Origin of the sequence: Streptomyces canus 299MFChir4.1 (genome assembly GCF_000383615.1) — a bacterium.
GTDB lineage: Bacteria > Actinomycetota > Actinomycetes > Streptomycetales > Streptomycetaceae > Streptomyces > Streptomyces canus_C.
The window spans coordinates 34810-57681 of sequence record NZ_KB911623.1 but is presented as its reverse complement, the minus strand read 5'-3'; the positions used below and the strand labels follow the sequence as shown (position 1 = coordinate 57681).

The following is a 22872-nucleotide window of genomic DNA, read 5'->3' as shown; positions in this document are numbered from 1 at the left end:
TTCCGTTTCGTGTCCAACGTGGACGGCGCCGACCTGCACGAGGCGGTACGGGACCTGGACCCGGCGGAGACCCTGTTCATCGTCGCGTCCAAGACGTTCACCACGATCGAGACGATCACGAACGCCACGTCGGCCCGCACCTGGCTGCTCGACGGACCCGCCGGACTCCACGACGACAAGGCCGTCGCCAAGCACTTCGTCGCCCTGTCGACGAACGCCGAGAAGGTCACGGACTTCGGCATCGACCCGGACAACATGTTCGAGTTCTGGGACTGGGTCGGCGGCCGCTACTCCTTCGACTCGGCGATCGGCCTCTCCCTGATGATCGCCATCGGCCCGGACCAGTTCCGGGAGATGCTCGACGGCTTCCACCTCGTCGACGAACACTTCCGCACCGCCCCGGCCGAGTCCAACGTGCCGTTGCTGCTCGGCCTGTTGGGCATCTGGTACATCAACTTCCACGACGCCCAGTCGCACGCGGTGCTGCCGTACTCCCACTACCTGTCCAAGTTCACCGCCTACCTTCAGCAGCTGGACATGGAGTCCAACGGCAAGTCGGTGCAGCGTGACGGCCGGCCGGTGGAGTGGCAGACCGGACCGGTGGTGTGGGGCACGCCCGGCACCAACGGGCAGCACGCCTACTACCAGTTGATCCACCAGGGCACCAAGCTCATCCCGGCGGACCTGATCGGCTTCGCCCGTCCGGTCGACGAGCTGAGTGACGAACTCAAGGCGCAGCACGACCTGTTGATGGCCAACCTGTTCGCGCAGGGGCAGGCGCTCGCGTTCGGCAAGACCGCCGAGGAGGTGCGCGCGGAGGGCGTGGCCGAGGAGCAGGTGGCCCACCGCACCTTCCAGGGCAACCACCCGACCACGACCATCCTGGCGCGCGCGCTGACCCCCTCGGTCCTCGGTCAGCTCATCGCCCTCTACGAGCACAAGGTGTTCGTCCAGGGCGCGATCTGGAACATCGACTCCTTCGACCAGTGGGGCGTCGAGCTCGGCAAGGTCCTCGCCAAGCGCGTCGAGCCCGCCCTGACCGAGGGCGCCGACGTCCCCGGCCTCGACCCCTCCACCACCGCCCTCGTGGCCGCCTACCGTGAACTGAAGGAAGTGCACTGATATGCAGTTGGGACTCATCGGCCTGGGAAAGATGGGCGGCAACATGCGCGAGCGCATCCGCCGCGCCGGCCACACCGTCGTCGGCTACGACCGCAACCCCGAAGTCTCCGACGTGGCGAGCCTGGCCGAGCTGGTCGACAAGCTGGAGGCGCCGCGCACGGTGTGGGTGATGGTCCCCGCCGGCGCCGCCACCCAGTCCGTCGTGGACGAGCTCGGCGGTCTCCTGTCGGCCGGTGACACCGTGGTCGACGGGGGCAACTCCCGCTATACGGACGACGAGAAGCACGCCGAGGAGCTGGGCGCCAAGGGCATCGGCTTCGTCGACGCCGGTGTCTCCGGCGGCGTCTGGGGCCTCCAGAACGGCTATGCCCTGATGGTCGGCGGCGACAAGGAGCACGTGGACCGGCTCCAGCCGATCTTCGAGGCGCTCAAGCCCGAGGGGCCGTACGGCTATGTCCACGCGGGCAAGGTCGGCGCCGGGCACTTCTCCAAGATGGTCCACAACGGCATCGAGTACGCCATGATGCAGGCGTACGCCGAGGGCTGGGAGCTGCTGGAGAAGGTCGAGTCGGTGGACAGCGTGCGGGAGGTGTTCCGCTCCTGGCAGGAGGGGACCGTCATCCGCTCCTGGCTGCTTGACCTCGCGGTCAACGCCCTCGACGAGGACGAGCACCTGGACAAGCTCAAGGGTTACGCGGAGGACTCCGGCGAGGGTCGCTGGACCGTGGAGGCGGCGATCGACAACGCGGTGCCGCTGCCCACGATCACGGCGTCGCTGTTCGCCCGGTTCGCGTCCCGCCAGGACGACTCCCCGCAGATGAAGATGATCGCGGCGCTGCGCAACCAGTTCGGCGGGCACGCCGTCGAAGCGAAGAAGTAGGCGCGCCGTGGGGGATCTCCTTCTGGTCCGCCACGGTGAGACGGAGTGGAGCGTGTCGGGACAGCACACCAGCTGGACCGACCTGCCCCTCACCCAGCACGGCGAGGAACAGGCCAAGTCACTCGCTCCGCTCCTCTCGGCCCGGACCTTCTCGCTCACGCTGACCAGCACGCTGGACCGCGCGATACGCACCGCCGAACTGGCGGGCATCACCGGGGCCCTGACCGACCCCGACCTCCACGAGTGGGACTACGGCGCCTACGAGGGCGTCACCACCGTCGACATCCACCGCACCCGGCCCGACTGGAACCTGTGGACCGACGGTGTCCCGCCCGGCCCCGACGGACACCCCGGCGAATCCCCCGAGGAGGTCGGCCGCCGCGCCGACCGGGTCCTCGCCCGTGTCGACGCCGCCCTCCCCGACGGCGACGTGGTCCTCGTGGCCCACGCCCACTTCCTGCGGGTCCTGACGGCCCGCCGGCTGGGGCTGACCCCGGCGGACGGCCGGCTGTTCCAGCTGGCGACCGGGACGGTGAGCCGTCTTTCGACGGAACACGACCGCCCGGTGATCGCGGAGTGGAACACCAGGGCCTAGAACCGCTCTCGCACGCGGCCCGGACCACGACACGTCGTGGTCCGGGCCGTGGTCGTCGGGCGGCGACGGTCAACCATGTTGTCCTGAAAGGAAGTTACGGGTTGTTTTGTCGTGGGTATGGGGGAAAGACCACAGCGGATCGAGCAGGGTGGATGCCATGGCGGCGACTCCGGAAAGCGCACGGACCACGAAATCTCCCATGGCACCCCGCAGCGAAGTGACCCTGGCCGCCCAACGTCTCCGGCGGGCGGCGCTGTCGGCCCTGGCCTGTCTTCGCGACGGCGCCGACGGCTTCGAGCGCTTGGCGGCAGAGGCGGACGAGCGCCTCGTCGACCTCATGGCGGTGATCACCGGCGAGAAGCGGGAGCACCAGCGGCGTCGTACGTTCACGGAGCCGGGGCAGGCCCGCGGGACGCTCCGGTGCATGCTGGGGCTGGCGACCGAACTCACCGCCCGCGACCTCGACATGGAGGACGTCCGGGGGACGTTCCGGGGTCGGTGTGTTCCCGTCGAACCCCGTCACCTCGGGGAACGGCTGGCCGCCGCCGGCTTCGACCTGAACACCGCTGCGCGCTTCCCCTCCTCCGACAGCATCCATCAGGCGTTCACGGTGGCGGACCAGGCAACGCGGAACTGCGGCTCACTGCTGAAGGCAGGGCTGAAGGCGGCCAAGTACGCCTTCGCGCCGAGCGCGTTCGGGGTGATGAACGACGTGACGGCCATGCTGGGCAGGGCCGGGTACCAGCGGCACCTCACGGATCTCGCGAGGGCCGTCGCCCAACTGGGGCTGACCACCAGGACTCCCACGGCCGACGTCGATCCGCCCGAGATCGCTCACGAACCGGCGCCCCGTCCGCTCGTCCCCGACGACACCCCACCGGCATTCCTGCCCACATTCGCCTCGGCGCGCCGGGAGCCGCCGCCCAGCGATCCGGACCCCGCACCCGTCATCGGGCTCGTGGTCACCCCGCCTGACTGGCAGCCCTGGCACGACAGGGTGGCCTCGCCGGAGGTCCCGGACATCGCGGAGGAAGCGGCCTTCGAGATATCCGGTTTCTACCTCTGAGCTCTGAGGTTTCCGAGCGACAGGGCCGCACTCTCCAGAGGTCCGGGCATGTTGACAGTCGCTCATGGTCCCGTCAGAGTCACGGCTGATGGAGATCGACAACCTGACCCCGGCCGAACTGCGGGTGTGGCGTGCCTTCCCCCGGGGGGAGGCCGTGGACTTCCGGGCGGCGCAGGACGAGGACGTGGCGGGCGGCGCCGAGTGGGGTGCCGAACGGACCGTGCGCGCCTCCGTGTTGCGGGCGCTGATGCTCAACGGGCCGCAGGAGGACGCGGAGATACCCGCCCTCAAGCTGGCAGGCGCCCGGATCACCGGTGTGCTCGCGCTCCAGTACGGGACGGTCGACCACGCCGTACGGCTCAGCCACTGCCACTTCGACGACGTACCGGTGCTGTACGGCTGCCGGATGCGTCAGTTGAACCTCAGCCACTCCGTGCTGCCCGGACTGACCGCCGCCACGCTGCGCGTGGAGGCCGTGCTGCGGCTGACGGCCTGCCTGGTGAACGGCCCGGTGCGGCTCGGCGGGGCGCGGATCGCCGGGGCCCTGTTCATGGACCGGGCCGAGATCGTCGCGGACGAGGCCGGGGAACCCGCGCTCCAGCTCAACCACATGAGCCTCGGCGACGATCTGTGGGCGCCGGGGCTCCGCGTCCACGGCGAGATCCGCCTCAACGGCGCCACCGTCGCCGGTTCCGTCAACCTCAACGACGCCCGGCTCAGCCACCCCGGCGACATCGTCCTCGACGCGCAGACCCTCGTCGTGGAGGGCGACGTCCATCTGCGCCGGGCGCACACCTTCGGCTGGATCGGCCTGCGGGGCGCCCGGATCGCGGGCCGGCTCGACTTCTCGTACGCGCATCTGTCGAACCCGGGCGACGCGGCGCTCAGGGCGAACAGTTGCACCATCGGGGAGCTCTGGCTGCGCAAGGGGCCGCCCATTCAGGGCACCCTCAGCCTGCGCCGCGCCCAGATCGACGACCTGTTCCTGGAACCCGAAGTGGTGCCGGAGGAGGTCCAGTTCAACAAGCTCGTCTACACCTCGCTCACCCCGCAGGAGCCCGCCGAGCGCCGCCTGCCCATGCTGGAGCGCGACCGCGAAGGCTATGTCCCGCACGCCTACGAGCAGTTGACCGCCGCCTACCGCCGCATCGGCGACGACCGCGCCGCCCGGCTGGTCCAGCTCGCCAAGCAGCGCCGCCACCGCGCCACGCTCGCCTGGTACGGACGCCTGTGGGGCCATGTCCAGGACGCCACCGTCGGCTACGGCTTCCATCCGCTGCGGGCCTGCGTCTGGCTGCTCTCCCTGCTCGCCGTCGGCACGCTCGCCTACGGCCTGCACCACCCGCCACCGCTCAAGGCGGACGAGGCCCCGCACTTCAACGCGCTGTTCTACACCCTCGACCTGCTGCTGCCGGTGATCTCCTTCGGCCAGGAGGGCGCCTTCGCCCCGCGGGGCTGGTACCAGTCGCTGTCGTACGCCCTGGTCATCGCGGGCTGGATCCTGGCGACGACGGTCTTCGCCGGTGTGACCCGGACCGTCAACCGTCAGTGATCCACGGTTACTTGGGGGTGCCGACCGCGCCCGCCAGTTCCCCGATGTCCGCCAGCATCCGGGCCGCGTCCGGTTCCCGCCCCGTGAACAGCCGGAACGCGTCCGCGGCCTGGAGGGCGGCCATCCCTCCGCCGTCCAAGGTGGCGCAGCCCAGCGCGCGGGCGGTGCGCAGCAGTTCCGTCTCCAGCGGGCGGTAGACGACCTCGGCGACCCACAGCTCGGGGCGGAGCAGACCGGCCGGAAGGGGCAGGCCGGGGTGGGCGGCCATGCCGGTGGGGGTGGCGTGCACCAGGCCGTCGGCGTCGGCCAGCAGCGGGGCCAGCCGGTCCGGGGTGGCCGCGGCCGCGCGCCCCTCGCCGAAGTGCCGGTTCAGGGCGGCGGCGAGGTCGGCGGCCCGGCCTGCGAGCGCGTCGACGACGGTGACCCGTGCGGCGCCCAGGGTGAGCATGGCGTGCGCCACGGCCGCCCCCGCGCCGCCCGCACCCAGCTGCACGACCCGCTCCAGGGGCACGTCGGGCAGCCCGCGCGCGAAGGACGCGGCGAAGCCGGTGACGTCGGTGTTGTGCCCGGTCGCGCGGCCGCCCTCGAAGACGACGGTGTTGACCGCGCCGAGCGCCCGTGCCTGCGGGGCGAGCGCGTCCAGGTGCCCGATGACCAGCTGCTTGCACGGGTGGGTGATGTTCAGCCCGTCGAAGCCCAGGTCCCGGGCGGCCCGCACCAGCTCGCCGACCGCCTCGGGGCGCACGCCGAGCACGTCGATGTCGATGAGCCGGTACAGACAGCGCAGGCCCTGCCGGTCCGCCTCCCGCTCGTGCAGCGCCGGGCTCAGCGAGGGGCCGATACCGGCGCCGATCAGTCCGACGAGAAACGAGTCCTTGGCCACGCGGACCTCCCAGCCGAAAGCTAATGTACGAACCAGTACGTTAGCTATATCAGCCGGACAGCCGCCGGGGAAGAGCCGGGCGGTGCCTTCTAGAATCTGCGGCACCGGCCGCCCACCCGAAGGAACCCGATGACCAGCGTCGACGAACCGGCACGACCAGGCGGGCGGATCCGCGACGCCGCCCGCACCCAGGCCGAGATCCTCGACGTGGCGACCCAGGAGTTCGCGCGGGCCGGCTACGACGGGGCCCGCGTCGACGAGATCGCCGCCCGCACCCGCACCACCAAGCGGATGATCTACTACTACTTCGGCGGCAAGGAACAGCTGTTCACAGCCGTCCTGGAGCGGGCGTACACCGTGATCCGCGAGGCCGAGCAGGAGCTGGACGTCGAGCACCTGGACCCGGTCGCGGCGATCCGGCGCCTCGCGGAGCTGACCTTCGACCACCACGAGCAGCACCCGGACTTCATCCGCCTGGTCAGCATCGAGAACATCCACGGGGCCGAGCACATCGCCGCCTCCGAGAAGCTCGGCAGGATCGGCTCCCCCGCGCTCGACGTGATCGGCCGCATCCTGGCCTCGGGGCAGGAGTCCGGCCTGTTCACGGCCGACGTGGACGCTGTGGACCTGCACGCGATGATCAGTTCGTTCTGCTTCTTCCGGGTCGCCAACCGGCACACCTTCGGCGCGCTGTTCGGGCGTGACCTGGTGGCCGCCGAGCAACGGGAGCACTACCGGACCATGTTGGGGGACATGGTGATCGCCTACCTGACGGCGGACCGCGCGGCGGACTGACCCGGCCCGTCCGGACCCCTTGACACCCGGGAGGCGCGGGCGCACCATCCTCGGCAACCGCTACTAACTATCCAGTGGGTTAATTAACTGGATAGCTCCCGGAGTCCCCGAAGGAGCACCCGTGTCCGTCCCCGCCAAAGCCGTCGGGCAACCGAAAAAGGCCGCCACCGCCGCCTGGATCGGCAGCGCCCTGGAGTACTACGACTTCTTCATCTACGGCAGCGCCGCGGCCCTCATCTTCCCGAAGGTGTTCTTCGACGAGTCCGACCCGGCCACCGCGACCCTGCTGTCGCTGGCCACGTTCGGTGTCGCCTACGCGGCCCGGCCGGTCGGCGCTCTCTTCCTAGGGCATTTCGGCGACCGGGCAGGGCGTAAGAAGATCATGGTCTTCACGCTGATCCTGATGGGCCTGTCGACGTTCCTCATCGGCTGTCTGCCCACCCGCCACCAGGTCGGCACCCTCGCTCCGGTCCTGCTGGTGCTGTGCCGGGTCCTGCAGGGCATCTCGGCGGCCGGCGAGCAGGCCAGCGCCAACTCCATGAGCCTGGAACACGCGCCGGCGCACCGGAGGGGCTTCTTCACGAGCTTCACCCTCAGCGGCACCCAGGGCGGGCAGCTGCTCGCCACCCTGGTCTTCCTGCCGGTCGCCGCGCTGCCCGAGGACCAGCTGCTGTCCTGGGGCTGGCGCGTGCCGTTCTGGCTGAGTGTGGTGGTCGCCGTGGTCGGCATCGTGATCCGCCGCAAGCTGGACGAGACACCGGCGTTCGCGCAGCAGGCCGCCTCCGAGGGCGTCCCGAAGCTGCCCCTGGTGGTACTGCTGCGGGAGCACTGGGCGGACGTGCTGCGGGTGATCGGGGGTGCGCTGATCGCCTCGGTCTCCACGATCTTCACGGTGTGGGCGCTGGCGTACGCGACGAGCGACGCGGTCGGGATGAGCCGTTCCTCGATGCTGTGGGTGGGCGCGCTCGCCAACCTCGTCGCGCTCGCCGCGATCCCGGCGTGGGCCACGCTGTCGGACCGCATCGGCCGGCGCCCGGTCTTCCTGATCGGCGCGGCGGGCAGCGCGGTGATGATGTTCCTCTACCTCTGGGGCATCTCCACGGGCAACTACCCGCTGACGCTGCTGCTCGGCATCATCACCTTCGGTGTCGTCTACAGCGCCGCGAACGGCGTCTGGCCGTCCTTCTACGGCGAGATGTTCTCCACTCGGGTCCGGCTGTCGGGCATGGCCATCGGCACCCAGATCGGCTTCGCCGTGGCGGGTTTCGCGGTCACCTTCGCCGCGCAGATCGCGGGCCCCGACGGCACCGACTGGTCCTCGGTGGCCCTGTTCACCGCGGCCCTGTGCGTCCCGCCGGTGATCGCCGCCCTGACGGCCCGCGAGACCCACAAGGTCCCCGCGGAGGAGCTCGGCGCACGGGCACCCCGTCAGGCGTCCCGCCCGGAGAAGGTGACGGCCTGACCCCGCCCTTTCCGCTCCCCCCACGTCGAGCCCCCGGACGCCCGCAGGCACCCGGGGGCTCGGGCCTGCCCGCCCGCTGCGGCTACCCGTTCGACCAGCCCCGCGTGCACAGCACCAGCCGGTACCCGTCCGGGTCCTCCACCGTGACGCCCCACTCGTTCCAGTAGGGGTTCGGCGACCGCACCTGTCTGCCGCCGTGGGCCTCCAGGCGGGCGACCAGGTCCTCCGGCACCGGCCCGTCGACGTAGATCACCAACAGGTCCTCCTCGGTGGGACGGGGTTCGACGGGACGGCCCTGCTCGTGGACCAGCTCCAGGTGCCAGCCGGCGTCCGGCCACCCCAGCATCAGGAGGTCGTGCTCCCCGGGCTCGGGACCGCCCTCGGCACGCCACACGACACCCAGCCCGAGCCCCTGGACCCAGAATCGTTCGGCGGCGGCCAGGTCCCGGGAGGGACAGGCGACACGAATGTGGCTGCGGCCGTTGACGGGCATGCTGACCTCTTCTCTCGGTGTGCCGGTCAGCGTAGGCAGCCGCAGCTCCCCGCCACATCGGCCGTCGGCCCTGCGCCGCTGGTCGTAGGACCGACGGGCCGGAGGTGCCCCTAGGGGCGCGGGGAACTGCGCGACCAGCCACATCGCACCCGCACCCGCCCCGACAACCGAACCCGGCACCCCCCTGGGCGCCCCGCCCAAGCCGGTCAGCCGCCGATCGCCCCGGCGGGAATCCCGTACGCCCGCTCCACCCGCAGCCGCAGCACCAGCCGCCGGTCCCGGACCATCGCCGCCCGGTAGTCGTCCCAGTCGGGATGTTCGCCCTGGACGTCCCGGTACAGGCGGACGAGTTCGTCGACCGTGTCGTCGTGGGGGTCCTGTGCCACGGGGGTGAGGTCGGCCGTGCCCTCGGCGACCGTGTAGGCCCACCGGTCCGACGTCGTCACGTGGTACGAGGCACGGGGGTCCCGGCGCAGATTGCGGGTCTTGGCGCGGTCGTCGGTGAGGGAGACCCGGATGATCCGCTCGTCGGGGTAGTAGGCGTGGCTGACGTTCGACAGCTGGGGGCGGCCGTCGCGCTTGAGGGTGACCAGCACCCCGCCGTGGCTCTCGGAGAGCAGCCGGAACAGTGCGTCCTGCGTCGCGTCATCGGTCATGACACGATCAACCGGCCCGGCCGCACCCCGCATTCCCCCACTGCCGAATCCCGGCCGACCCGCGGCTCGTCGTGGTTTTCTGAGCGACGATGATGTCTGAGGTGGTCCGGACCGGGTATGTCGGTCCCCACCTCGACGGATGCGCGACGGAGGAAAGCAATGGCACAGCTTCGGCAAGAGGTCGATCCCGGTGAGGTGGGGCTGGACGCGAAGGCGCTCGACCGCCTCGACCAGCACTTCGCCCACTACGTCGACGAGGGCCGGCTGCCCGGCTTCCTGGTGTCCGTCGCCCGCGGCGGCCGCATCGCCCACCTCACCGCGCACGGCCACCGTGACCTCGCCACCGGCCGGCCGGTCGAGGCCGACACTCTGTGGCGGATCTACTCGATGACGAAGCCGGTCACCGCCGTGGCCGCCCTGATCCTCGTGGAGGAGGGCCGGCTGTCGCTGGACGACCCGGTCGCCGAGTATCTGCCGGCGTTCGCGGAGCCCCGGGTCTATGTGGACGGTTCCGGCGACAGCCTCACGACCCGCCCGGCGGACGGTCCGATCCTGGTCCGGCATCTGATGACCCACACCGCGGGCCTGACCTTCGCCTTCTACCACTCCCACCCGGTCGACGCCCTCTACCGCGAGGCCGGACTGGAGTCGTCCGTGCTGCCGGGCTCCGACCTCGCCAAGACCGTCGACGTGTACGCGAGCCTGCCCCTCCAGTTCGAGCCGGGCACCCAGTGGAACTACTCGGTCGCCTCCAACGTCCTCGGCCGGGTCATCGAGATCGCGTCCGGCCAGAGCCTCGACACGTTCTTCGCCGAGCGCGTCCTCGGCCCGCTCGGGATGACCGACGCGGGGTTCTGGGTGACGGACGAACAGGCGGACAGGCTCGCGGAGTTGTACGGCGAGAAGGACGACGGGACCATCGAGCCGGTCCCCGGACTGCCCTTGCGGGGCCGCCGCCCCCGTCTGCTGTCCGGCAGCGGTGGCCTGGCGGCGTCGGCGTACGACGTCCACCGCTTCGCGGAACTGCTGCGCCGCCGCGGCGAACTGGACGGCACCCGCCTGCTGTCCGCCGAGACGGTGGACCTGATGACCTCCAACCACCTGCCTGGCGGCGCCGACCTGCGCGCCTTCGGCACCAAACCGGCCCACGACGAGCCCGGCAACGACGGCGTCGGCTTCGGCCTCGGCGTCTCCGTGGTGATCGACCCCGCCCGCACCCTGGCGCCCTCGGCTCTCGGTTCGTACGGCTGGAGCGGGGCCGCGTCCACGACCTTCTGGGTCGACCCGGGCCGCGATCTGACCGTGCAGTTCTTCACCCAGGTGCGCCCGAAGTCGCTGAAGCTCTTCCCCGACCTGAAGCGGCTGGTCCACGAGGCGGTCACTGCGTAGGCGCCTACTGATCGACCCGCAGGGTGAAGTGCACACCGCTGCGGGCGAGTTCGCCCAGCCACTGTTCCGAGCGGTCGGCGGTCTCCGCGGCACGGTTCAGCCCTGCCGGGAGGGAATCGTCCAGGATGTGGCCGACGCCCAGGGCGAGGGTCCGGGAGACGCAGCGGGCCATGGCGCTGTCCTCCTCGTCCCCCACCAGGTCGAGCAGATAGCCGCCGGACCAGGTGCGGCCGTCCTCCGCGCGCACGTCGAGTGAGACGGCGAGGACGACCCGGTCGCGGTCGGCGTCCGTCGTGGGGTACCTGGCCGCCAACTCCCGGGCCAGGGCGGCGATCCGGGTGTCGTCGCCGGTCCTCAGCTCCTCGAAGACCGGCTCCCAGGCGCGCAGCCAGCCGTCCAGTCGCAGGGTCCCGCGCACGAAGGTCCGCGGGGTCCAGGCGGCCGGCAGTCCGTACTGCTCGACGAACGGGACGCTGTCACGGTTGGGGTAGACCTCGAAGGTCTCGCCGTCCACGACATGGCGCCGAGTCGCCTCCCAGGGGCGCTCGGCGGTGGTCGGGACGCCGTGGTCGATGTAACGGGCGGGCGAGCGCAGGGCGTTCAGGACTCCGGCGGGGGCCCAGCTGAAGCGGTACCTGAAGTCGTTCGGGACGGCGGGCACGCCGCCGCAGTAGGAGGTGAGGCCGTACGACGCCGGTGTCGCGTCGCCGATCGCCTCGCGGGCCCGGGCGACGAGACTGTGGGCGAAGAGGTGGTCGATGCCCGGGTCGAGGCCGGCCTCGGTGAGGACGACGAGTCCGGCCTCGTACGCCCTGGGCACCTCTTCGAGGACGGCGTCGGACACATAGCTGGAGCAGGCGAAGTGGGCGTTCTCGCGCACACAGGCGGCGAGGATCCCGGCGTGCTCGGGGGCGGGCAGCATCGACACGACGACGTCCCCCGGGGCCAGTTCGGCCGCGAGCGCGGCGAGCGCATACGCGCGGGGCGCGGCCCGCCCGTTGATGCGAAGCCCTTCGAGGGCCTCTTCCGCCCGCTCCTCGGTGCGGTGCCACAGCAGCACGCGGTCGGCCGTGTCGCACAGTGCGGCCAGACCGCTGCCGGTGGAGAGTCCGGCGCCGATCCAGTGAACGGTGCCGCTCGCGGGGACCAGGTCAGTCACGGCGCGTCTCCCCCTCGTCGATGCCGAGTTCACGGCAGGCCCGGTGGAACCGGTCCAGGCAGCGCCCCCAGGGTCCGCCGACCCCGAACTCCAGCAGCAGGGGCAGCAGCGACCCCGAGAACCCGACGCTGGACTCCTCGGGGAGCAGGGACGGCAGGTTGTCGATGGCGATCAGGTCGAGCGGGGGTTCCTTGTGCAGCCGGCGGACGGGCTCGGCCCACTCGGTGGTGCGGTCGTAGACCGGCAGGACGTTCAGGGGCGAGCCGACATCACAGGTCACGTCGGAGAGGGTGCGCAGCCGGCGGGCCGGGTCGTCCAGGTCCGCCTCGCGGACGAAGGGCGGGATCGGGCCGGTGGCGAGGACGCAGTTCACCAGCACGTCGTGGGCGAGCAGGGCGGGGCGGTCCAGGTCGCGGGTCTCGTCGAGGTCCCAGCAGGTCGGCTCGATTCCGGCGGCCCGGAGCGCGACGCGGGCGCCCCGGCCGCTGCGGCCCAGGGCCCCGATCACCAGGGCCGTGAACTCCTCGTCCCCGGCGACGGGCCGCAGCGCCTCCTCCAGTTCCTCCTGCGAGGTGGGCGTGAGAGGCGCGGACAGCCTCCCGCGGTGCTGGAGCACGGCCAGAGCCGCGCCGAGGTAACCGGCCCAGTAGCCGAAGGCGGCGAGCCTGCGGCCGTGGTCGTCGACCAGGTACTCCAGGTCGAGGAGGGCTCCTCCCCCGGCGGCGAACCGGCGCAGCAGTTCCAGGGCGCCCGGCTGCTCCTTGTAGGCGTGCCCGAAGAAGACGTGCCGGTGCGTCAGGGCGGCCGGCTCGTCGGGGAGTTCCTTGAGGCCGAGGACCACGGCGTCCTCGGGCGCCCGGGAGGCCCAGGAACCCGCGGGGGCGACACCGCAGCCGACCGCCGCGTACTGCTCGATCGGGAAGATCCGCTGCGGGGACTCCTCGACGGTCAGTGTCACGCCGCTGTCGACGAGCCGCCGGGCGTCGGACGGCACGAGGGGCGTGCGACGCTCGGTGGAACGGACCTCGTGGCGCAGCCACAGATGGAGCTCGGTCATACGCGGTTGGCCTCCGGGCGCGGGGCGTCGGCCGCGAACCGGCCGGCGCTGAGCGGGCTGATGTCCACGAAGGGTACGCGGCCGAGGTACAGGTCGCGGACGACCTCGCCGACGGCCGGTCCCTGGAGGAAACCGTGGCCGGAGAAGCCGGTCGCGTACAGGAAGCGGGAGACCGAAGTCGCCTCGCCGATCAGGGCGTTGTGGTCCGGGGTGATCTCGTACAGGCCGGCCCAGCCGCCGGTGCGGCGCAGGTCGAGGAGGGCGGGGGCGCGGTGCTGCATGGCCTCGGCCAGGCGGGGGATCCAGCGGTCGTGGGTGGCGGTGTCGAAGCCGGGTCTCTCGTCGGGGTCGGACATGCCGAGGAGGAGGCCGGGGCCCTCGCGGTGGAAGTAGAGGCTGCTGGTGAAGTCGATGGTCATGGGAAGGTCGGGCGGCAGCGCGTGGACCGGTTCGGTGACCGCGATCTGGCGGCGCAGCGGCTCGACCGGCAGGTCCACGCCGGCCATCGCGCCGACGGCCCGCGACCAGGCGCCCGCCGCGCAGACCACCGTGCCGGTGGCGATACGGCCCCTGGTGGTCGTGACGGCGGTGATGTCGTCGCCGCGCCGTTCGATGCCGGTGACCTCGGTGTGCCGCAGGACGGTCGCGCCGTGGCGGCGGGCGTCGGCCGCGTAGCCCTGGACGACGGACTCGGGGGTGCAGTGGCCGTCCTCGGGTGAGAACGCGGCGGCGAGCAGTCCGTCGGTGGTGATGAGCGGGGACAGCCGGCGCGCCTCGGCCGGGTCGATCATGCGGCTCGGGACGCCGAGGCCGTTCTGGAGCCGAACGCTCTCCTCGAAGGAGGCGACCTCCTCTGGCGTCGACAGCAGGAACAGGTATCCGACCCGGTGCAGACCGATGTCCTGCCCGGTCTCCTCCTCGAACCGGCCGAACGCCTCCAGGCTGCGCGCCCCGAGCCGGATGTTGAGCTCGTCGGAGAACTGCGCCCGTACCCCGCCCGCCGCCTTCGACGTGGAGCCGGAGGCGAGCTCGTCCCGCTCGACGAGCACCACGTCCCGTACGCCCGCGCGCACCAGGTGGCGGGCGATGCTCGTCCCCATGACACCACCGCCGATGACTACGACCTCGGCCGACCGCGTGCTCACCGGCGCTCCCCCTCGGCCGCGTGCTGGTGGACGGTGTCACCGGGGGCGGCCCGGGCCACGGCTCGTCCGGTCGGTACGTCACCCAGGCCGACGAGACCGGTCGGCAGCCCCGTCCGGAGCGCGCCCCCGACCGGCCCGGCGTGCTCCGCCGCGGTCGCCGGGTCGTCCACGACCACTCTCGCCGACCGCCGTAGGACTCCGGTGTCCGCCTCCCGGCGGCCGGCCTCGAACGCGCCCCCGCCGACCACCGCGCACCCGGGCACGGGCCGCGTCCCGCGCACCACCGGTGTCGGGCCCGGCGTGCGGGCCGCCACCGGGCAGGCGTCCGCCACCGCCTCTTCGGTGCCTGCGGGCACCTCTCGCCCACGGGCCAGGGCCCAGGTGCCCGTGCCCAGGACGGCGCTGTCGGGCACGGCGGCACGGTGGCCGGTCGCCGCGTCGCGCAGGGGCGTGGCCCGCTGGCCGGGGAGGAGGAAGAGGACGTCGTCGGTCATTCCCTCTTCCTGTCCGGATCCGGCCTCCCGGAATCCGCCCGACGGTCAGGACAGGTGGGCCACCGCGTCCAGGTGGGGCAGGACGTGGTCCAGTCGCTCCCGCTTGGTGCGCAGGTAGGTGATGTTGCTCTCGCACGGCGTGATCAGCAGCGGCACCGTCTCGGAGACCTCGATGCCGTGCCGCACCAGCGCCTCGCGCTTGCGCGGGTTGTTGGACATCAGTCGGACCGAGTTCACGCCCAGGTCGTGGAAGATCCCGGCGGCGACGCCGTAGTCGCGGGAATCCACCGGCAGACCGAGCGCGAGGTTCGCCTCCACGGTGTCCAGGCCCTCCGCCTGGAGCGCCATCGCGCGCAGCTTGGCGAGCAGGCCTATGCCCCGGCCCTCGTGGCCCCGCAGATAGACGACGATGCCGCTGCCCTCCTTGACCACGGCCCGCAGCGCGGCGTCCAGCTGGTCACCGCACTCGCAGTGCTGGGAGCCGAAAGCGTCACCGGTCAGGCACTCGGAATGCAGCCGCACGAGGACGTCCTCCGTGCCGATGTCACCGTAGACCAGGGCGACCTGTTCGTCACCGCGGTCGTGATCGAGGTAGCCGACCGCCTGGAATTTCCCGTACACGGTGGGCAGCGGGGCATTCACCACGCGTTCCACCCCGGTGCGCTGCGGTGCCTTCTTGCCGAGTACGCCAACGTAATCTGTCATGATCTGTTTCCTAAGCAGAGACGAAAGGCCGTGAAAAGATGAGCGGTTCGGGAATACGGTCGGCGGCGTACGGTCTGTTGCCGACGGACACTACGGAAGACGTACGGACGCGGGGCGCGGGCGTCTCAACTCAGGTCGCCGTCCTTCCGGTCGGGAGCTTCGAACAACACGGCGCGTACCTTCCCCTGGCGACCGACACCCTCGTCGCGTGTGCCGTCGCGCGGGAGATCGCCGCGGCGTACCCGGTGCACCTCCTCCCCCCGGTGACGATCTCCTGCTCGCACGAGCACGCGGCCTGGCCGGGGACCGTCAGCATCTCCGCCGTCACCCTTCACTCGGTGGTACAGGACATCGCCGCCTCGCTGCGCCGTTCGGGCGTCGAGGCCCTGGTCGTGGTCAACGGCCACGGGGGGAACTACGTGCTGGGCAACGTCGTCCAGGAGGCCTCCGCCCGCGGGGAGCGGATGGCGCTGTTCCCGGCCGCGGAGGACTGGGAGGCCGCCCGTACGGAGGCGGGAGTGGTCACCTCGCTGCTCACCGACATGCACGCGGGAGAAATCGAGACCTCCATTCTTCTGCATACGCACCCGGAAAGTCTCCGCCCCGGTTACGAGACCTCCGATTTCGTCGCGGACGACCGTCGTCATCTCCTCACCCTCGGTATGTCCGGTTACACCGATTCCGGTGTCATAGGGCGCCCTTCGCTGGGCTCGGCGGAAAAAGGGAAAGCCTTGCTGGAGAGCCTCGCGGCATCCTTCGGAACGTATTTCTCGATGCTGACCGCATCCGGCGACGGCGCCGAGTAGGGCTTGGCCGGGCGCCGCAGACCCTGGTACCAGCGGGCGACCAGGACGACCGCGCCCGGCAGGCTCGCCACGAAGCTGAGGACGCCGTACACGATGGCGGTCGCGAGGCCGGCGCCGGCGCCGAGGCCCATGGCGGCGAACGCCCAGGCGGTGACGCCCTCCCGGGGGCCGAACCCGCCGATGTTCAGGGGCAGTCCCATGGCGAGCAGGGCGAGCACGGCCAGCGGCAGCAGGGCGGCGACGGAGGCGTCGGAGCCCGCGATGCGCGCGGCGAGCACGAACATCCCGAGGTGGCCGGCGAGGACGACGGCCGAGGACAGCGTGACGCCGGGCCAGTTGCGGCGGGACAGCAGTGCCTCGCGCGCCTCGCCGAGGGTCGCGCGCAGCCTCCGGCCGCGGCGGGTGGAGGGGGCCCGGTTCATCCGCAGGGCCACGACCACGGCGAGCGCGCCGAGGCCGGCCAGGCCGGCGACGGGGGCGAGGTGGCGGGCCTCGGCCAGCACCGGGGAGTCCATGGTGAGCAGCACGGCACCGCCGACGACCGCCAACGCGATCTGACCGGCGACCCGTTCGAGGACGACCGCCCGCACTCCGCGGCCCATGTCGCCGGCACTCTGCCCGTGCCGGACCGCGCGGTGCACGTCACCGAGGACACCACCGGGCAGGGCCGCGTTCAGGAACAGGGCACGGTAGTAGTCGGCCACGGCCTCGCCGAGGGGCAGCCGGATGCGCAGACCGCGGGCCACCAACTGCCAGCGCCAGGCGCTGAACACGGTGGTCAGTACGCCGATCGCGAGCGCCGCCAGCAGGGCGGGGCCGTCGATCCGGCGCAGCCCGTCCAGGAAGACGCCGGTGCCGAGGCGCCACAGCAGCAGAGCGAGGATGGTGACCCCGGCGACGGTGCCGAAGTGGGTACGCAGGGCGCGGGAGTTGAGGACCGAGCGCAGGGCGGTGCGCCACCGGGGGGCTGCCGGGTGAGCGGGCCCGGGCCGGGCCTCGGTCACGATCACGCCGATCCGGTCGTGGGAGACGGCGGCTTCGGCCAGGTCCGCGGCGGGCACGCCGGCGGCTTCGAGGATCTCGGCCCGGGCCACGAGGGCGTCGGTCCGTGCCGTGAGCACCTGGTCCCGGGTCTGGACCACCTCGGCCCGCAGGGTGCGGGCCCGGTGGGAGAGCGTGCCCGGCCCTGCCGGGTCCGCGGGTCGCCGTACGGGCAACGGCGCCTTGGTGCGACCGGTGCCGCGGGCCGCCGGGAGGTCCGTGTCCGGCCGCACCGTCTCCACGCTCATGACGCTCCGCCCGTCGGGCGGGACAGCGCCAGCAGGTCGCTGTGGTGGACGACGACCTTCAACTCGCCCGCGCGGCAGGCCTCCAGACGGTCCTGGAGGTAGCGCTCGGCACGTTCCTTCAGCTCGGGGCGCTCCTCGACGGCCGCGCCGACCCAGCCGCGCAGCCACTGCGCGGTGAGCGCGGACTCGGCGGGGCCCAGGCGCCAGGCGCTCGGGTTCAGCCGGACCGTCGCGCCCCGTTCGGAGAACGCCTCGCAGGCGACGGTGAGGGCGTCCGGGCCGAGCAGTCCGCCGCGCCGCTGGTGGGCGTTGAACGCGCTGGCGATCTCCTCGTCCAGCGGGTCGGACGGGGTGAGTTCGACGCGGCCCGCCACGGACAGGGTGAGCAGGGCCGGGCAGCCGGCGCCCGTGCAGGCCGCGGCGAGGGTGTCGATCTCCTCGCGGGTGAGGACGTCCAGAAGCGCGGAGGCCGTCACCAGGGAGGCGCCGGCGAGGGCGTCCGGGGTGAGCAGGCCGACGTCGCCGCGGCGCGTCTCGACGGTGACCCGGCTGCCGTCGGCCGCGGAGCGCGGGGAGGCGACGGCCGCGAAGTGCAGGAGGTAGGGGTCCCGGTCGTGCAGGATCCAGTGCTGGGGGCCGTCCAGGCGGGGCGCCAGCCAGCGGCCCATCGAGCCGGTGCCGCAGCCCAGGTCGTGGATGACCAGTCCGGCCTTGCCCGGCAGGTTGGCCAGCCGGATCCGCAGCGGGTCGAGCAGATCGGCCGCCCGCGCGGCCGCGTCGGGTCCCTCCCGCAGTTCCAGCCACTCGGGGGCGTAGCGGGGAGCGTCGTCGGGTCCGGCGTCCCTGAGGCGTACGGTCGGACGCTCGCCGGGGCGGGTGCTGGGACCGGCACCGGGGATGACCGATTCTGCTGCGGACGGGACACCAGGCTGCACCGACGCCACCTCTCGAGGCCCCGGCTGTGCCGGGATCTTGCCGCTCTGCTTGGTCGCCGTCTTCCTCATGCCGCCCTCCTGGGCTCGCTCGGGAGTCGGCCGAGTACTCCGGCCAGGCTGCGGGCCGTGGTCGCCCAGCCGTCCAGGGCGGCCCGCCGGCCCCGGGCAGCCGCCTTGAGCCTGCGTCGTACGTCCGCCTCGCCGAACCAGCCGCGCAGTTCGGCGGCGAGGGCGGCGGGGTCCTCCGGCGGGACGAGGATGCCGGGCACTCCCCCGTCGGGGGCGCGGCCGACCGCCTCGGCCACTCCGCCGACGTCGGTGGCCAGCACCGGGATGCCGCGCGCGAGGGCCTCGGTGACCGCCATGCCGTAGGTCTCGGCGTAGGAGGTGAGGACCATCAGGTCGGCGGCGGCGTAGCTGGCGTCGAGCTCGGCCCCGGCCTTCGGTCCCGCGAGGTGCAGGCGGTCCTGGAGGCCGTACCGCTTGATGAGCATCCGCAGATGGGCGACGTACTCGGGATCCTGGGTGATCCCGCCGACGCACACGCAGCTCCACGGCAGGTCCTGGGCGCCGGCCAGGGCCTCGATCAGCCGGTGCTGTCCCTTGCGGGGCGTCACCGCGGCCACGCACAGCAACCGGGAGAGACCGTCGGTGCCGGAGGCGAGGGGGGCGATGTCGGCGCCCGGGGTGGCGACATGGACCCGCTCGGGGGCGAGTCCGTGGTGGGAGACGAGCCGGCGTACGGCCCAGTCGCTGGTGGCGATCACGGCGGGCACGGCCCGCAGCACCTCGCGCTCCTTGGCGTCCAGTGCGAGGGCGAGCCCGGGTTCGAGTCCCGTCTCGTCGCCGAGCGGCAGGTGGACGAGGACGGCGATGCTCAGCCGCTCCGCCTCGGGCACGACGATCTCCGGTACGCCGCAGGCGACCAGGCCGTCGATGAGGACGACGGTGTCGTCGGGCAGGTCCCGCAGGGTGCGGGCGAGTTCGGTACGGGCGGGCGCTCCCGGCCGGGGCCAGCTGCCGGCCACCGCGTGCCGCTCGACCTGCCAGCCGAAGCCGGGCAGGTCCAGGCAGACCCGCCGGTCGTAGGCGTTGCCGCCGCTCGGCGCGGTCGGGTCGTCCACGCCGCCCGGCATCACGAAGTGCACGGTCCGCAGGGACATCGGGATGATCTCGGCCTTCTTGAGAGCCGTGTGCTGTACGGGCACGTAGTCGAGCGTGGCCGCCCGCCCGGTCGTCATGTCGGTCACAGGGCACGCTCGTAACTCGCCCACGCGACATGCGACTCGTGCAGGGTGACGGTCAGCCCCGCGAGACCCTTGGCGCCCTCGCCGAGAGCGCCCTTCTCGATGCGCTCGGCGAGCCGGTCCGCGATGACCTTCGCGAGGAACTCCGTGGAGGTGTTGACTCCGGCGAAGTCGGGTTCGTTGTCGAGGTTTCTGTAGTTCAGCTCGCTGACTACGGCACCCAGTTCCTGTGTGGCGAGTCCGATGTCGACGACGATGTTGTCGTCGTCCAGCTGTTCGCGCCGGAACGTGGCGTCCACCAGGAACGTCGCGCCGTGCAGACGCTGCGCGGGGCCGAAGACCTCGCCGCGGAAGCTGTGGGCGATCATGATGTGATCGCGGACGGTGATGCTGAACAACGGACGACCCTCCAGGTGCGGCGCGTCTGGTCCCCCGGCTGATCCCTGCCGGGGGATGCCGTGTAGTACGGCTCTCCGCTTCCCCGTGTTCAGCCGGATCTCACTCTTTTCTCAGGTCAGGCGCTCTTGCCGTACCTCACGAGGTGACAGAGGGCCGCAATCTCCCCACTGGCCAGCAGGGGCATCACCTCCGGCAGTTCTTCGAACGCGCTTTCCCCCGTGATGAGGGCGTCAAGCCTCGGATCGGCGAGCAGTTCCAGCGCGAGGGCGAGCCGGTCGCCGTAGCTGCGGTTGCCGCGGGCCGGGGACACGGTGCCGACCTGGCTGCTGCGGATGACGAGCCGCCGCGAGTGGAAGGCCTCGCCGAGCGGCAGGCTGACCTTCTTGTCGCCGTACCAGCTCAGTTCGAGGACCGTGCCCTCGGCGCTGAGGAGTTCCAGCGAGCGGGCGAGGCCCTGTTCGGTGGCGCTGGCGTGGACGACGAGGTCGCAGTCGCCGAGGGCGTCCGCGGGGGACGCGAAGCCGACGCCGAGGGCCTCGGCGGTCTCGGCGCGGGCGGGGTCGGCGTCCACCAATTGGACCCGCACGCCGGGAAAGCGGGCGAGGAGTGCCGCCACGGAGCTGCCGACCATGCCACCGCCGACGACCGCGATCCGGTCGCCCACCAGGGGCGCCGCGTCCCAGAGGGCGTTCACGGCGGTCTCGACCGTGCCGGCGAGCACGGCCCGGCGGGCGGGCACGTCGTCCGGTACGACCGTCACGGCGCTCGCGGGCACTACGTACCGCGTCTGATGCGGGTACAGACAGAAGACGGTCCTGCCCTTCAGCGCGGCGGGCCCCTCCTCCACCAGCCCCACGCTGAGGTAGCCGTACTTCACGGGTCCCGGGAAGTCGCCCTCCTGGAACGGTGCCCGCATGGCCGCGTGCTGGCTCTCGGGCACCTGGCCGCGGAACACGAGTGTCTCCGTGCCCCTGCTGACCCCCGAGTACAGCGAGCGGACCAGCACTTCGTCCTCGCGGGGGGCCGGAAGGGTCACCTCCCGTACCTCGCCCTCCCCCGGAGAACGGAGCCAGAACGCGCGTGCCGCGGCCTTCATCGAGAACCTCCTGAACGATCGGCAACCCGTGCACGTACCTCGTCACGTAACCCGAGGTGTGCACAGGCCGCGCACAGTACGCGGCCTTGATCGACTCTGTCATCTGGCCGGAGGAATGTGCGGTGGCCCTGAACAACACTTACGAAGCAAGGCTGGTCCAGCAGGAGACCGCTGTGGGAGCGGGCGTTCAGATCCTGTTGCTGGCTCTGCTCGGCACGGCGATAGGCATGGGGCCGGCGGGCTGGCTGACCGGCCTCGCCTTCGCCGTCGCCACCTGGGCCGTGCTCTCCAGGGCGCTGCACCGCACCCGGCCGCGGTCCTTCGGACCGGCCAACCGGGTGACCCTCGGCCGGGCCACGCTGGTCGGCGGAGTGACCGCCCTGGTCGCGGACTCCTACCAGGACTCCCCGCCGGTCACCCTCTTCGTCGGCCTGACGGCGGTGGCCCTGATCCTCGACGGCGTCGACGGCAAGGTGGCCCGCGCGACGGGTACCTCGACTCCGCTGGGCGCGCGGTTCGACATGGAGGTCGACGCGTTCCTGATCCTGGTGCTCAGCGTGTACGTGTCGATGTCCCAAGGCCCGTGGGTGCTGCTCATCGGCGCCATGCGCTACGGCTTCGTCGCCGCGGCCCGCGTCTGGAACTGGCTCAACGCCCCGCTGCCGCCGAGCATGGCCCGCAAGACGGTGGCCGCGCTCCAGGGGATCCTGCTGCTGGTGGCCGCGTCCGGGTACCTGCCGCACACGGCGACCTTCGGGGTCGTGGCCCTCGCCCTGTCCACCCTGGTCTGGTCGTTCGGCCGGGACATCCTGTGGCTGTGGCGCACGCACCGGGCGGACCAGGCGGCGGTGGGCGAGCTGCTGGAGCTGGAGTTCGTGGCGGTGGAGCGCGAGCCGGAGGCGGTGGCCTCCTGAAACCCTGTCGGCGCGAAGGTCAGCCTTTGAGCGGCACCCGGTACACGGTCGACTCCCGCTGCCGGAAGCCCTGCCGCTCGTAGAGCCGGTTGGCCGCTGCCCGGTCCGGGCGGGAGGTCAGGTCGACGGTACGGGCCCCGGCCTCCCGGGCGAGCCGGATGGCCTCCCTGATCAGCAGTCCCGCGATGCCCTGGCCGCGGGCCGCGTGATCGACGATCACGTCCTCGATACGGGCCCGCAGCCCCGCGGGCGCCGGGAACATGACGAGGGTGAGGGTGCCCACGACCGCCCCGGCCGCCGACCTGGCGATCAGCATGGTGTTGGCGTCACAGGCCAGGATGCGGTCGAGCGCGGCGAGGTCGAGGGCCTCGGCCGCCGAGGACAACTGCGGCAGCATCCGCGCGAACGCGCCGACGAGCTCCTGGTCCGCCTCCCGGACGATCTCCACCCGGATGTCCTGAGTCTCCATGGAGTGGACCCTATCGCCGCGACCACGGGCCCTACGGCAGATCCGATGCGCCGGAGCACGAGAGCGGTCCGGCGAGTGCGCGGCGCGGGGGCTGGGGACCTCTGACGGGTTCCGGGGCCGACCGCCTGGCTGTCTGGCGGGTGCCACTGACTCGACCCCGTGAATGGTCCGGCGGGTGCGCGGCCTGCGTCTGAGCCTCCCCAGCGAGACCTGACCGGGGCACATGCACCGTCCGGTGAGTCGCGGGGGCTGGGGGCTTCTGGC

General features: G+C 72.0%; 23 protein-coding genes and 1 pseudogene. 10 read left to right on the top strand and 14 right to left on the bottom strand.

Going from position 1 to position 22872, the window contains the following annotated elements; all coding sequences use genetic code 11:
* From pgi to H293_RS0142585, 5 genes are all read left to right on the top strand, one after another.
* Positions 1-1122 (top strand): glucose-6-phosphate isomerase (gene pgi / locus H293_RS0142605; protein ID WP_020123879.1); only part of this gene is annotated, 1122 nt, incomplete at its 5' end.
* A 1-nt stretch (position 1123) separates the two neighbouring features.
* Positions 1124-2002, top strand: coding sequence for a phosphogluconate dehydrogenase (NAD(+)-dependent, decarboxylating) (gene gnd / locus H293_RS0142600; protein WP_020123878.1), 879 nt, complete (start codon positions 1124-1126; stop codon positions 2000-2002).
* 7 nt (positions 2003-2009) lie between these two features.
* Complete coding sequence (locus H293_RS0142595) at positions 2010-2597, top strand: histidine phosphatase family protein (RefSeq protein ID WP_020123877.1); 588 nt, start codon at positions 2010-2012, stop codon at positions 2595-2597.
* 199 nt (positions 2598-2796) lie between these two features.
* Positions 2797-3663: a hypothetical protein gene (locus H293_RS0142590; protein WP_020123876.1), complete on the top strand. Its 867-nt coding sequence runs from the start codon at positions 2797-2799 to the stop codon at positions 3661-3663.
* Between the two features lie 88 nt (positions 3664-3751).
* The gene (locus H293_RS0142585) at positions 3752-5215 is read left to right on the top strand and encodes a hypothetical protein (protein WP_020123875.1); all 1464 of its coding nucleotides are present in this window, start codon (positions 3752-3754) and stop codon (positions 5213-5215) included.
* A 7-nt stretch (positions 5216-5222) separates the two neighbouring features.
* On the opposite strand, the gene H293_RS0142580 is transcribed toward H293_RS0142585, so the two are convergent.
* A complete protein-coding gene (locus H293_RS0142580; RefSeq protein WP_020123874.1) occupies positions 5223-6098 on the bottom strand; it encodes a shikimate dehydrogenase in 876 nt (291 codons plus the stop codon).
* A gap of 129 nt (positions 6099-6227) precedes the next feature.
* Between H293_RS0142580 and H293_RS0142575 the strand changes: the two genes are divergently transcribed.
* Both H293_RS0142575 and H293_RS0142570 read left to right on the top strand, forming a co-directional pair.
* Positions 6228-6893, top strand: a complete 666-nt coding sequence (locus H293_RS0142575) for a TetR/AcrR family transcriptional regulator (protein WP_020123873.1) — start codon at positions 6228-6230, stop codon at positions 6891-6893.
* 121 nt (positions 6894-7014) lie between these two features.
* Complete coding sequence (locus tag H293_RS0142570; protein ID WP_020123872.1) at positions 7015-8355, top strand: MFS transporter; 1341 nt, start codon at positions 7015-7017, stop codon at positions 8353-8355.
* An 82-nt stretch (positions 8356-8437) separates the two neighbouring features.
* Here the strand turns inward: H293_RS0142570 and H293_RS0142565 are convergent, their stop codons facing one another.
* A complete protein-coding gene (locus tag H293_RS0142565) occupies positions 8438-8848 on the bottom strand; it encodes a VOC family protein (RefSeq protein WP_020123871.1) in 411 nt (136 codons plus the stop codon).
* Between the two features lie 206 nt (positions 8849-9054).
* Entirely contained in the window at positions 9055-9504 is a 450-nt protein-coding gene (locus tag H293_RS0142560; protein WP_020123870.1) for a PPOX class F420-dependent oxidoreductase, read from the bottom strand.
* Positions 9505-9663: 159 nt separating this feature from the next.
* Here H293_RS0142560 and H293_RS0142555 point away from each other — a divergent pair, with 159 nt between their 5' ends.
* Positions 9664-10893, top strand: coding sequence for a serine hydrolase domain-containing protein (locus tag H293_RS0142555; protein ID WP_020123869.1), 1230 nt, complete (start codon positions 9664-9666; stop codon positions 10891-10893).
* Positions 10894-10897: 4 nt separating this feature from the next.
* Here the strand turns inward: H293_RS0142555 and H293_RS0142550 are convergent, their stop codons facing one another.
* From H293_RS0142550 to ribA, 5 genes are read right to left on the bottom strand one after another with little or no spacing between them, the layout of a single operon-like run.
* On the bottom strand, positions 10898-12052 hold the full coding sequence (locus H293_RS0142550; RefSeq protein ID WP_020123868.1) for a saccharopine dehydrogenase family protein: 1155 nt from the start codon (positions 12050-12052) through the stop codon (positions 10898-10900).
* The gene (locus H293_RS0142545; RefSeq protein ID WP_020123867.1) at positions 12045-13109 is read right to left on the bottom strand and encodes a saccharopine dehydrogenase; all 1065 of its coding nucleotides are present in this window, start codon (positions 13107-13109) and stop codon (positions 12045-12047) included. The genes H293_RS0142550 and H293_RS0142545 overlap by 8 nt, the downstream gene beginning before the upstream one ends.
* Positions 13106-14254: an NAD(P)/FAD-dependent oxidoreductase gene (locus H293_RS0142540; RefSeq protein ID WP_020123866.1), complete on the bottom strand. Its 1149-nt coding sequence runs from the start codon at positions 14252-14254 to the stop codon at positions 13106-13108. The genes H293_RS0142545 and H293_RS0142540 overlap by 4 nt, the downstream gene beginning before the upstream one ends.
* Positions 14251-14748, bottom strand: a complete 498-nt coding sequence (locus tag H293_RS51320; protein ID WP_020123865.1) for a hypothetical protein — start codon at positions 14746-14748, stop codon at positions 14251-14253. The genes H293_RS0142540 and H293_RS51320 overlap by 4 nt, the downstream gene beginning before the upstream one ends.
* A gap of 45 nt (positions 14749-14793) precedes the next feature.
* The gene (gene ribA / locus H293_RS0142530) at positions 14794-15453 is read right to left on the bottom strand and encodes a GTP cyclohydrolase II (RefSeq protein ID WP_020123864.1); all 660 of its coding nucleotides are present in this window, start codon (positions 15451-15453) and stop codon (positions 14794-14796) included.
* Between the two features lie 38 nt (positions 15454-15491).
* On the opposite strand from ribA, the gene H293_RS55970 reads away from it, so the two are divergent.
* Positions 15492-16259 (top strand): creatininase family protein, encoded by a 768-nt coding sequence (locus tag H293_RS55970; protein ID WP_078612855.1) that lies wholly within the window; start codon positions 15492-15494, stop codon positions 16257-16259.
* 113 nt (positions 16260-16372) lie between these two features.
* Here H293_RS55970 and H293_RS60805 read toward each other — a convergent pair.
* From H293_RS60805 to H293_RS0142495, 5 genes and pseudogenes are all read right to left on the bottom strand, one after another.
* Positions 16373-17548 (bottom strand): annotated as a pseudogene (locus tag H293_RS60805) (lysylphosphatidylglycerol synthase transmembrane domain-containing protein); the annotation flags it as partial.
* On the bottom strand, positions 17545-18552 hold the full coding sequence (locus H293_RS0142510) for a class I SAM-dependent methyltransferase (RefSeq protein WP_020123860.1): 1008 nt from the start codon (positions 18550-18552) through the stop codon (positions 17545-17547). The pseudogene H293_RS60805 and the gene H293_RS0142510, both read right to left, overlap by 4 nt.
* Positions 18549-19724: a glycosyltransferase family 4 protein gene (locus H293_RS0142505; RefSeq protein WP_397896238.1), complete on the bottom strand. Its 1176-nt coding sequence runs from the start codon at positions 19722-19724 to the stop codon at positions 18549-18551. The genes H293_RS0142510 and H293_RS0142505 overlap by 4 nt, the downstream gene beginning before the upstream one ends.
* A gap of 5 nt (positions 19725-19729) precedes the next feature.
* Positions 19730-20128 (bottom strand): 6-pyruvoyl trahydropterin synthase family protein, encoded by a 399-nt coding sequence (locus H293_RS0142500; RefSeq protein WP_020123858.1) that lies wholly within the window; start codon positions 20126-20128, stop codon positions 19730-19732.
* Positions 20129-20244: 116 nt separating this feature from the next.
* Positions 20245-21225 carry a zinc-dependent alcohol dehydrogenase gene (locus H293_RS0142495; RefSeq protein WP_020123857.1) on the bottom strand — a complete coding sequence of 327 codons (981 nt, stop codon included), beginning with the start codon at positions 21223-21225 and terminating at the stop codon, positions 20245-20247.
* 122 nt (positions 21226-21347) lie between these two features.
* Between H293_RS0142495 and H293_RS0142490 the strand changes: the two genes are divergently transcribed.
* Entirely contained in the window at positions 21348-22139 is a 792-nt protein-coding gene (locus H293_RS0142490; protein WP_020123856.1) for a CDP-alcohol phosphatidyltransferase family protein, read from the top strand.
* A 19-nt stretch (positions 22140-22158) separates the two neighbouring features.
* Here the strand turns inward: H293_RS0142490 and H293_RS0142485 are convergent, their stop codons facing one another.
* On the bottom strand, positions 22159-22608 hold the full coding sequence (locus tag H293_RS0142485) for a GNAT family N-acetyltransferase (protein ID WP_020123855.1): 450 nt from the start codon (positions 22606-22608) through the stop codon (positions 22159-22161).
* Positions 22609-22872: the final 264 nt, after the last annotated feature.

Coding starts and splice junctions, on each gene's coding strand:
- H293_RS0142505 (WP_397896238.1), bottom strand. CDS start 19,724: ATGACGACCGGGCGGGCGGCCACGCTCGACTACGTGCCCGTACAGCAC.
- H293_RS0142565 (WP_020123871.1), bottom strand. CDS start 8,848: ATGCCCGTCAACGGCCGCAGCCACATTCGTGTCGCCTGTCCCTCCCGG.
- H293_RS0142585 (WP_020123875.1), top strand. CDS start 3,752: ATGGAGATCGACAACCTGACCCCGGCCGAACTGCGGGTGTGGCGTGCC.
- H293_RS0142485 (WP_020123855.1), bottom strand. CDS start 22,608: ATGGAGACTCAGGACATCCGGGTGGAGATCGTCCGGGAGGCGGACCAG.
- H293_RS0142590 (WP_020123876.1), top strand. CDS start 2,797: ATGGCACCCCGCAGCGAAGTGACCCTGGCCGCCCAACGTCTCCGGCGG.
- H293_RS55970 (WP_078612855.1), top strand. CDS start 15,492: ATGAGCGGTTCGGGAATACGGTCGGCGGCGTACGGTCTGTTGCCGACG.
- H293_RS0142495 (WP_020123857.1), bottom strand. CDS start 21,225: ATGAAGGCCGCGGCACGCGCGTTCTGGCTCCGTTCTCCGGGGGAGGGC.
- H293_RS0142545 (WP_020123867.1), bottom strand. CDS start 13,109: ATGACCGAGCTCCATCTGTGGCTGCGCCACGAGGTCCGTTCCACCGAG.
- H293_RS0142510 (WP_020123860.1), bottom strand. CDS start 18,552: ATGAGGAAGACGGCGACCAAGCAGAGCGGCAAGATCCCGGCACAGCCG.
- gnd (WP_020123878.1), top strand. CDS start 1,124: ATGCAGTTGGGACTCATCGGCCTGGGAAAGATGGGCGGCAACATGCGC.
- H293_RS51320 (WP_020123865.1), bottom strand. CDS start 14,748: ATGACCGACGACGTCCTCTTCCTCCTCCCCGGCCAGCGGGCCACGCCC.
- H293_RS0142555 (WP_020123869.1), top strand. CDS start 9,664: ATGGCACAGCTTCGGCAAGAGGTCGATCCCGGTGAGGTGGGGCTGGAC.
- ribA (WP_020123864.1), bottom strand. CDS start 15,453: ATGACAGATTACGTTGGCGTACTCGGCAAGAAGGCACCGCAGCGCACC.
- H293_RS0142560 (WP_020123870.1), bottom strand. CDS start 9,504: ATGACCGATGACGCGACGCAGGACGCACTGTTCCGGCTGCTCTCCGAG.
- H293_RS0142575 (WP_020123873.1), top strand. CDS start 6,228: ATGACCAGCGTCGACGAACCGGCACGACCAGGCGGGCGGATCCGCGAC.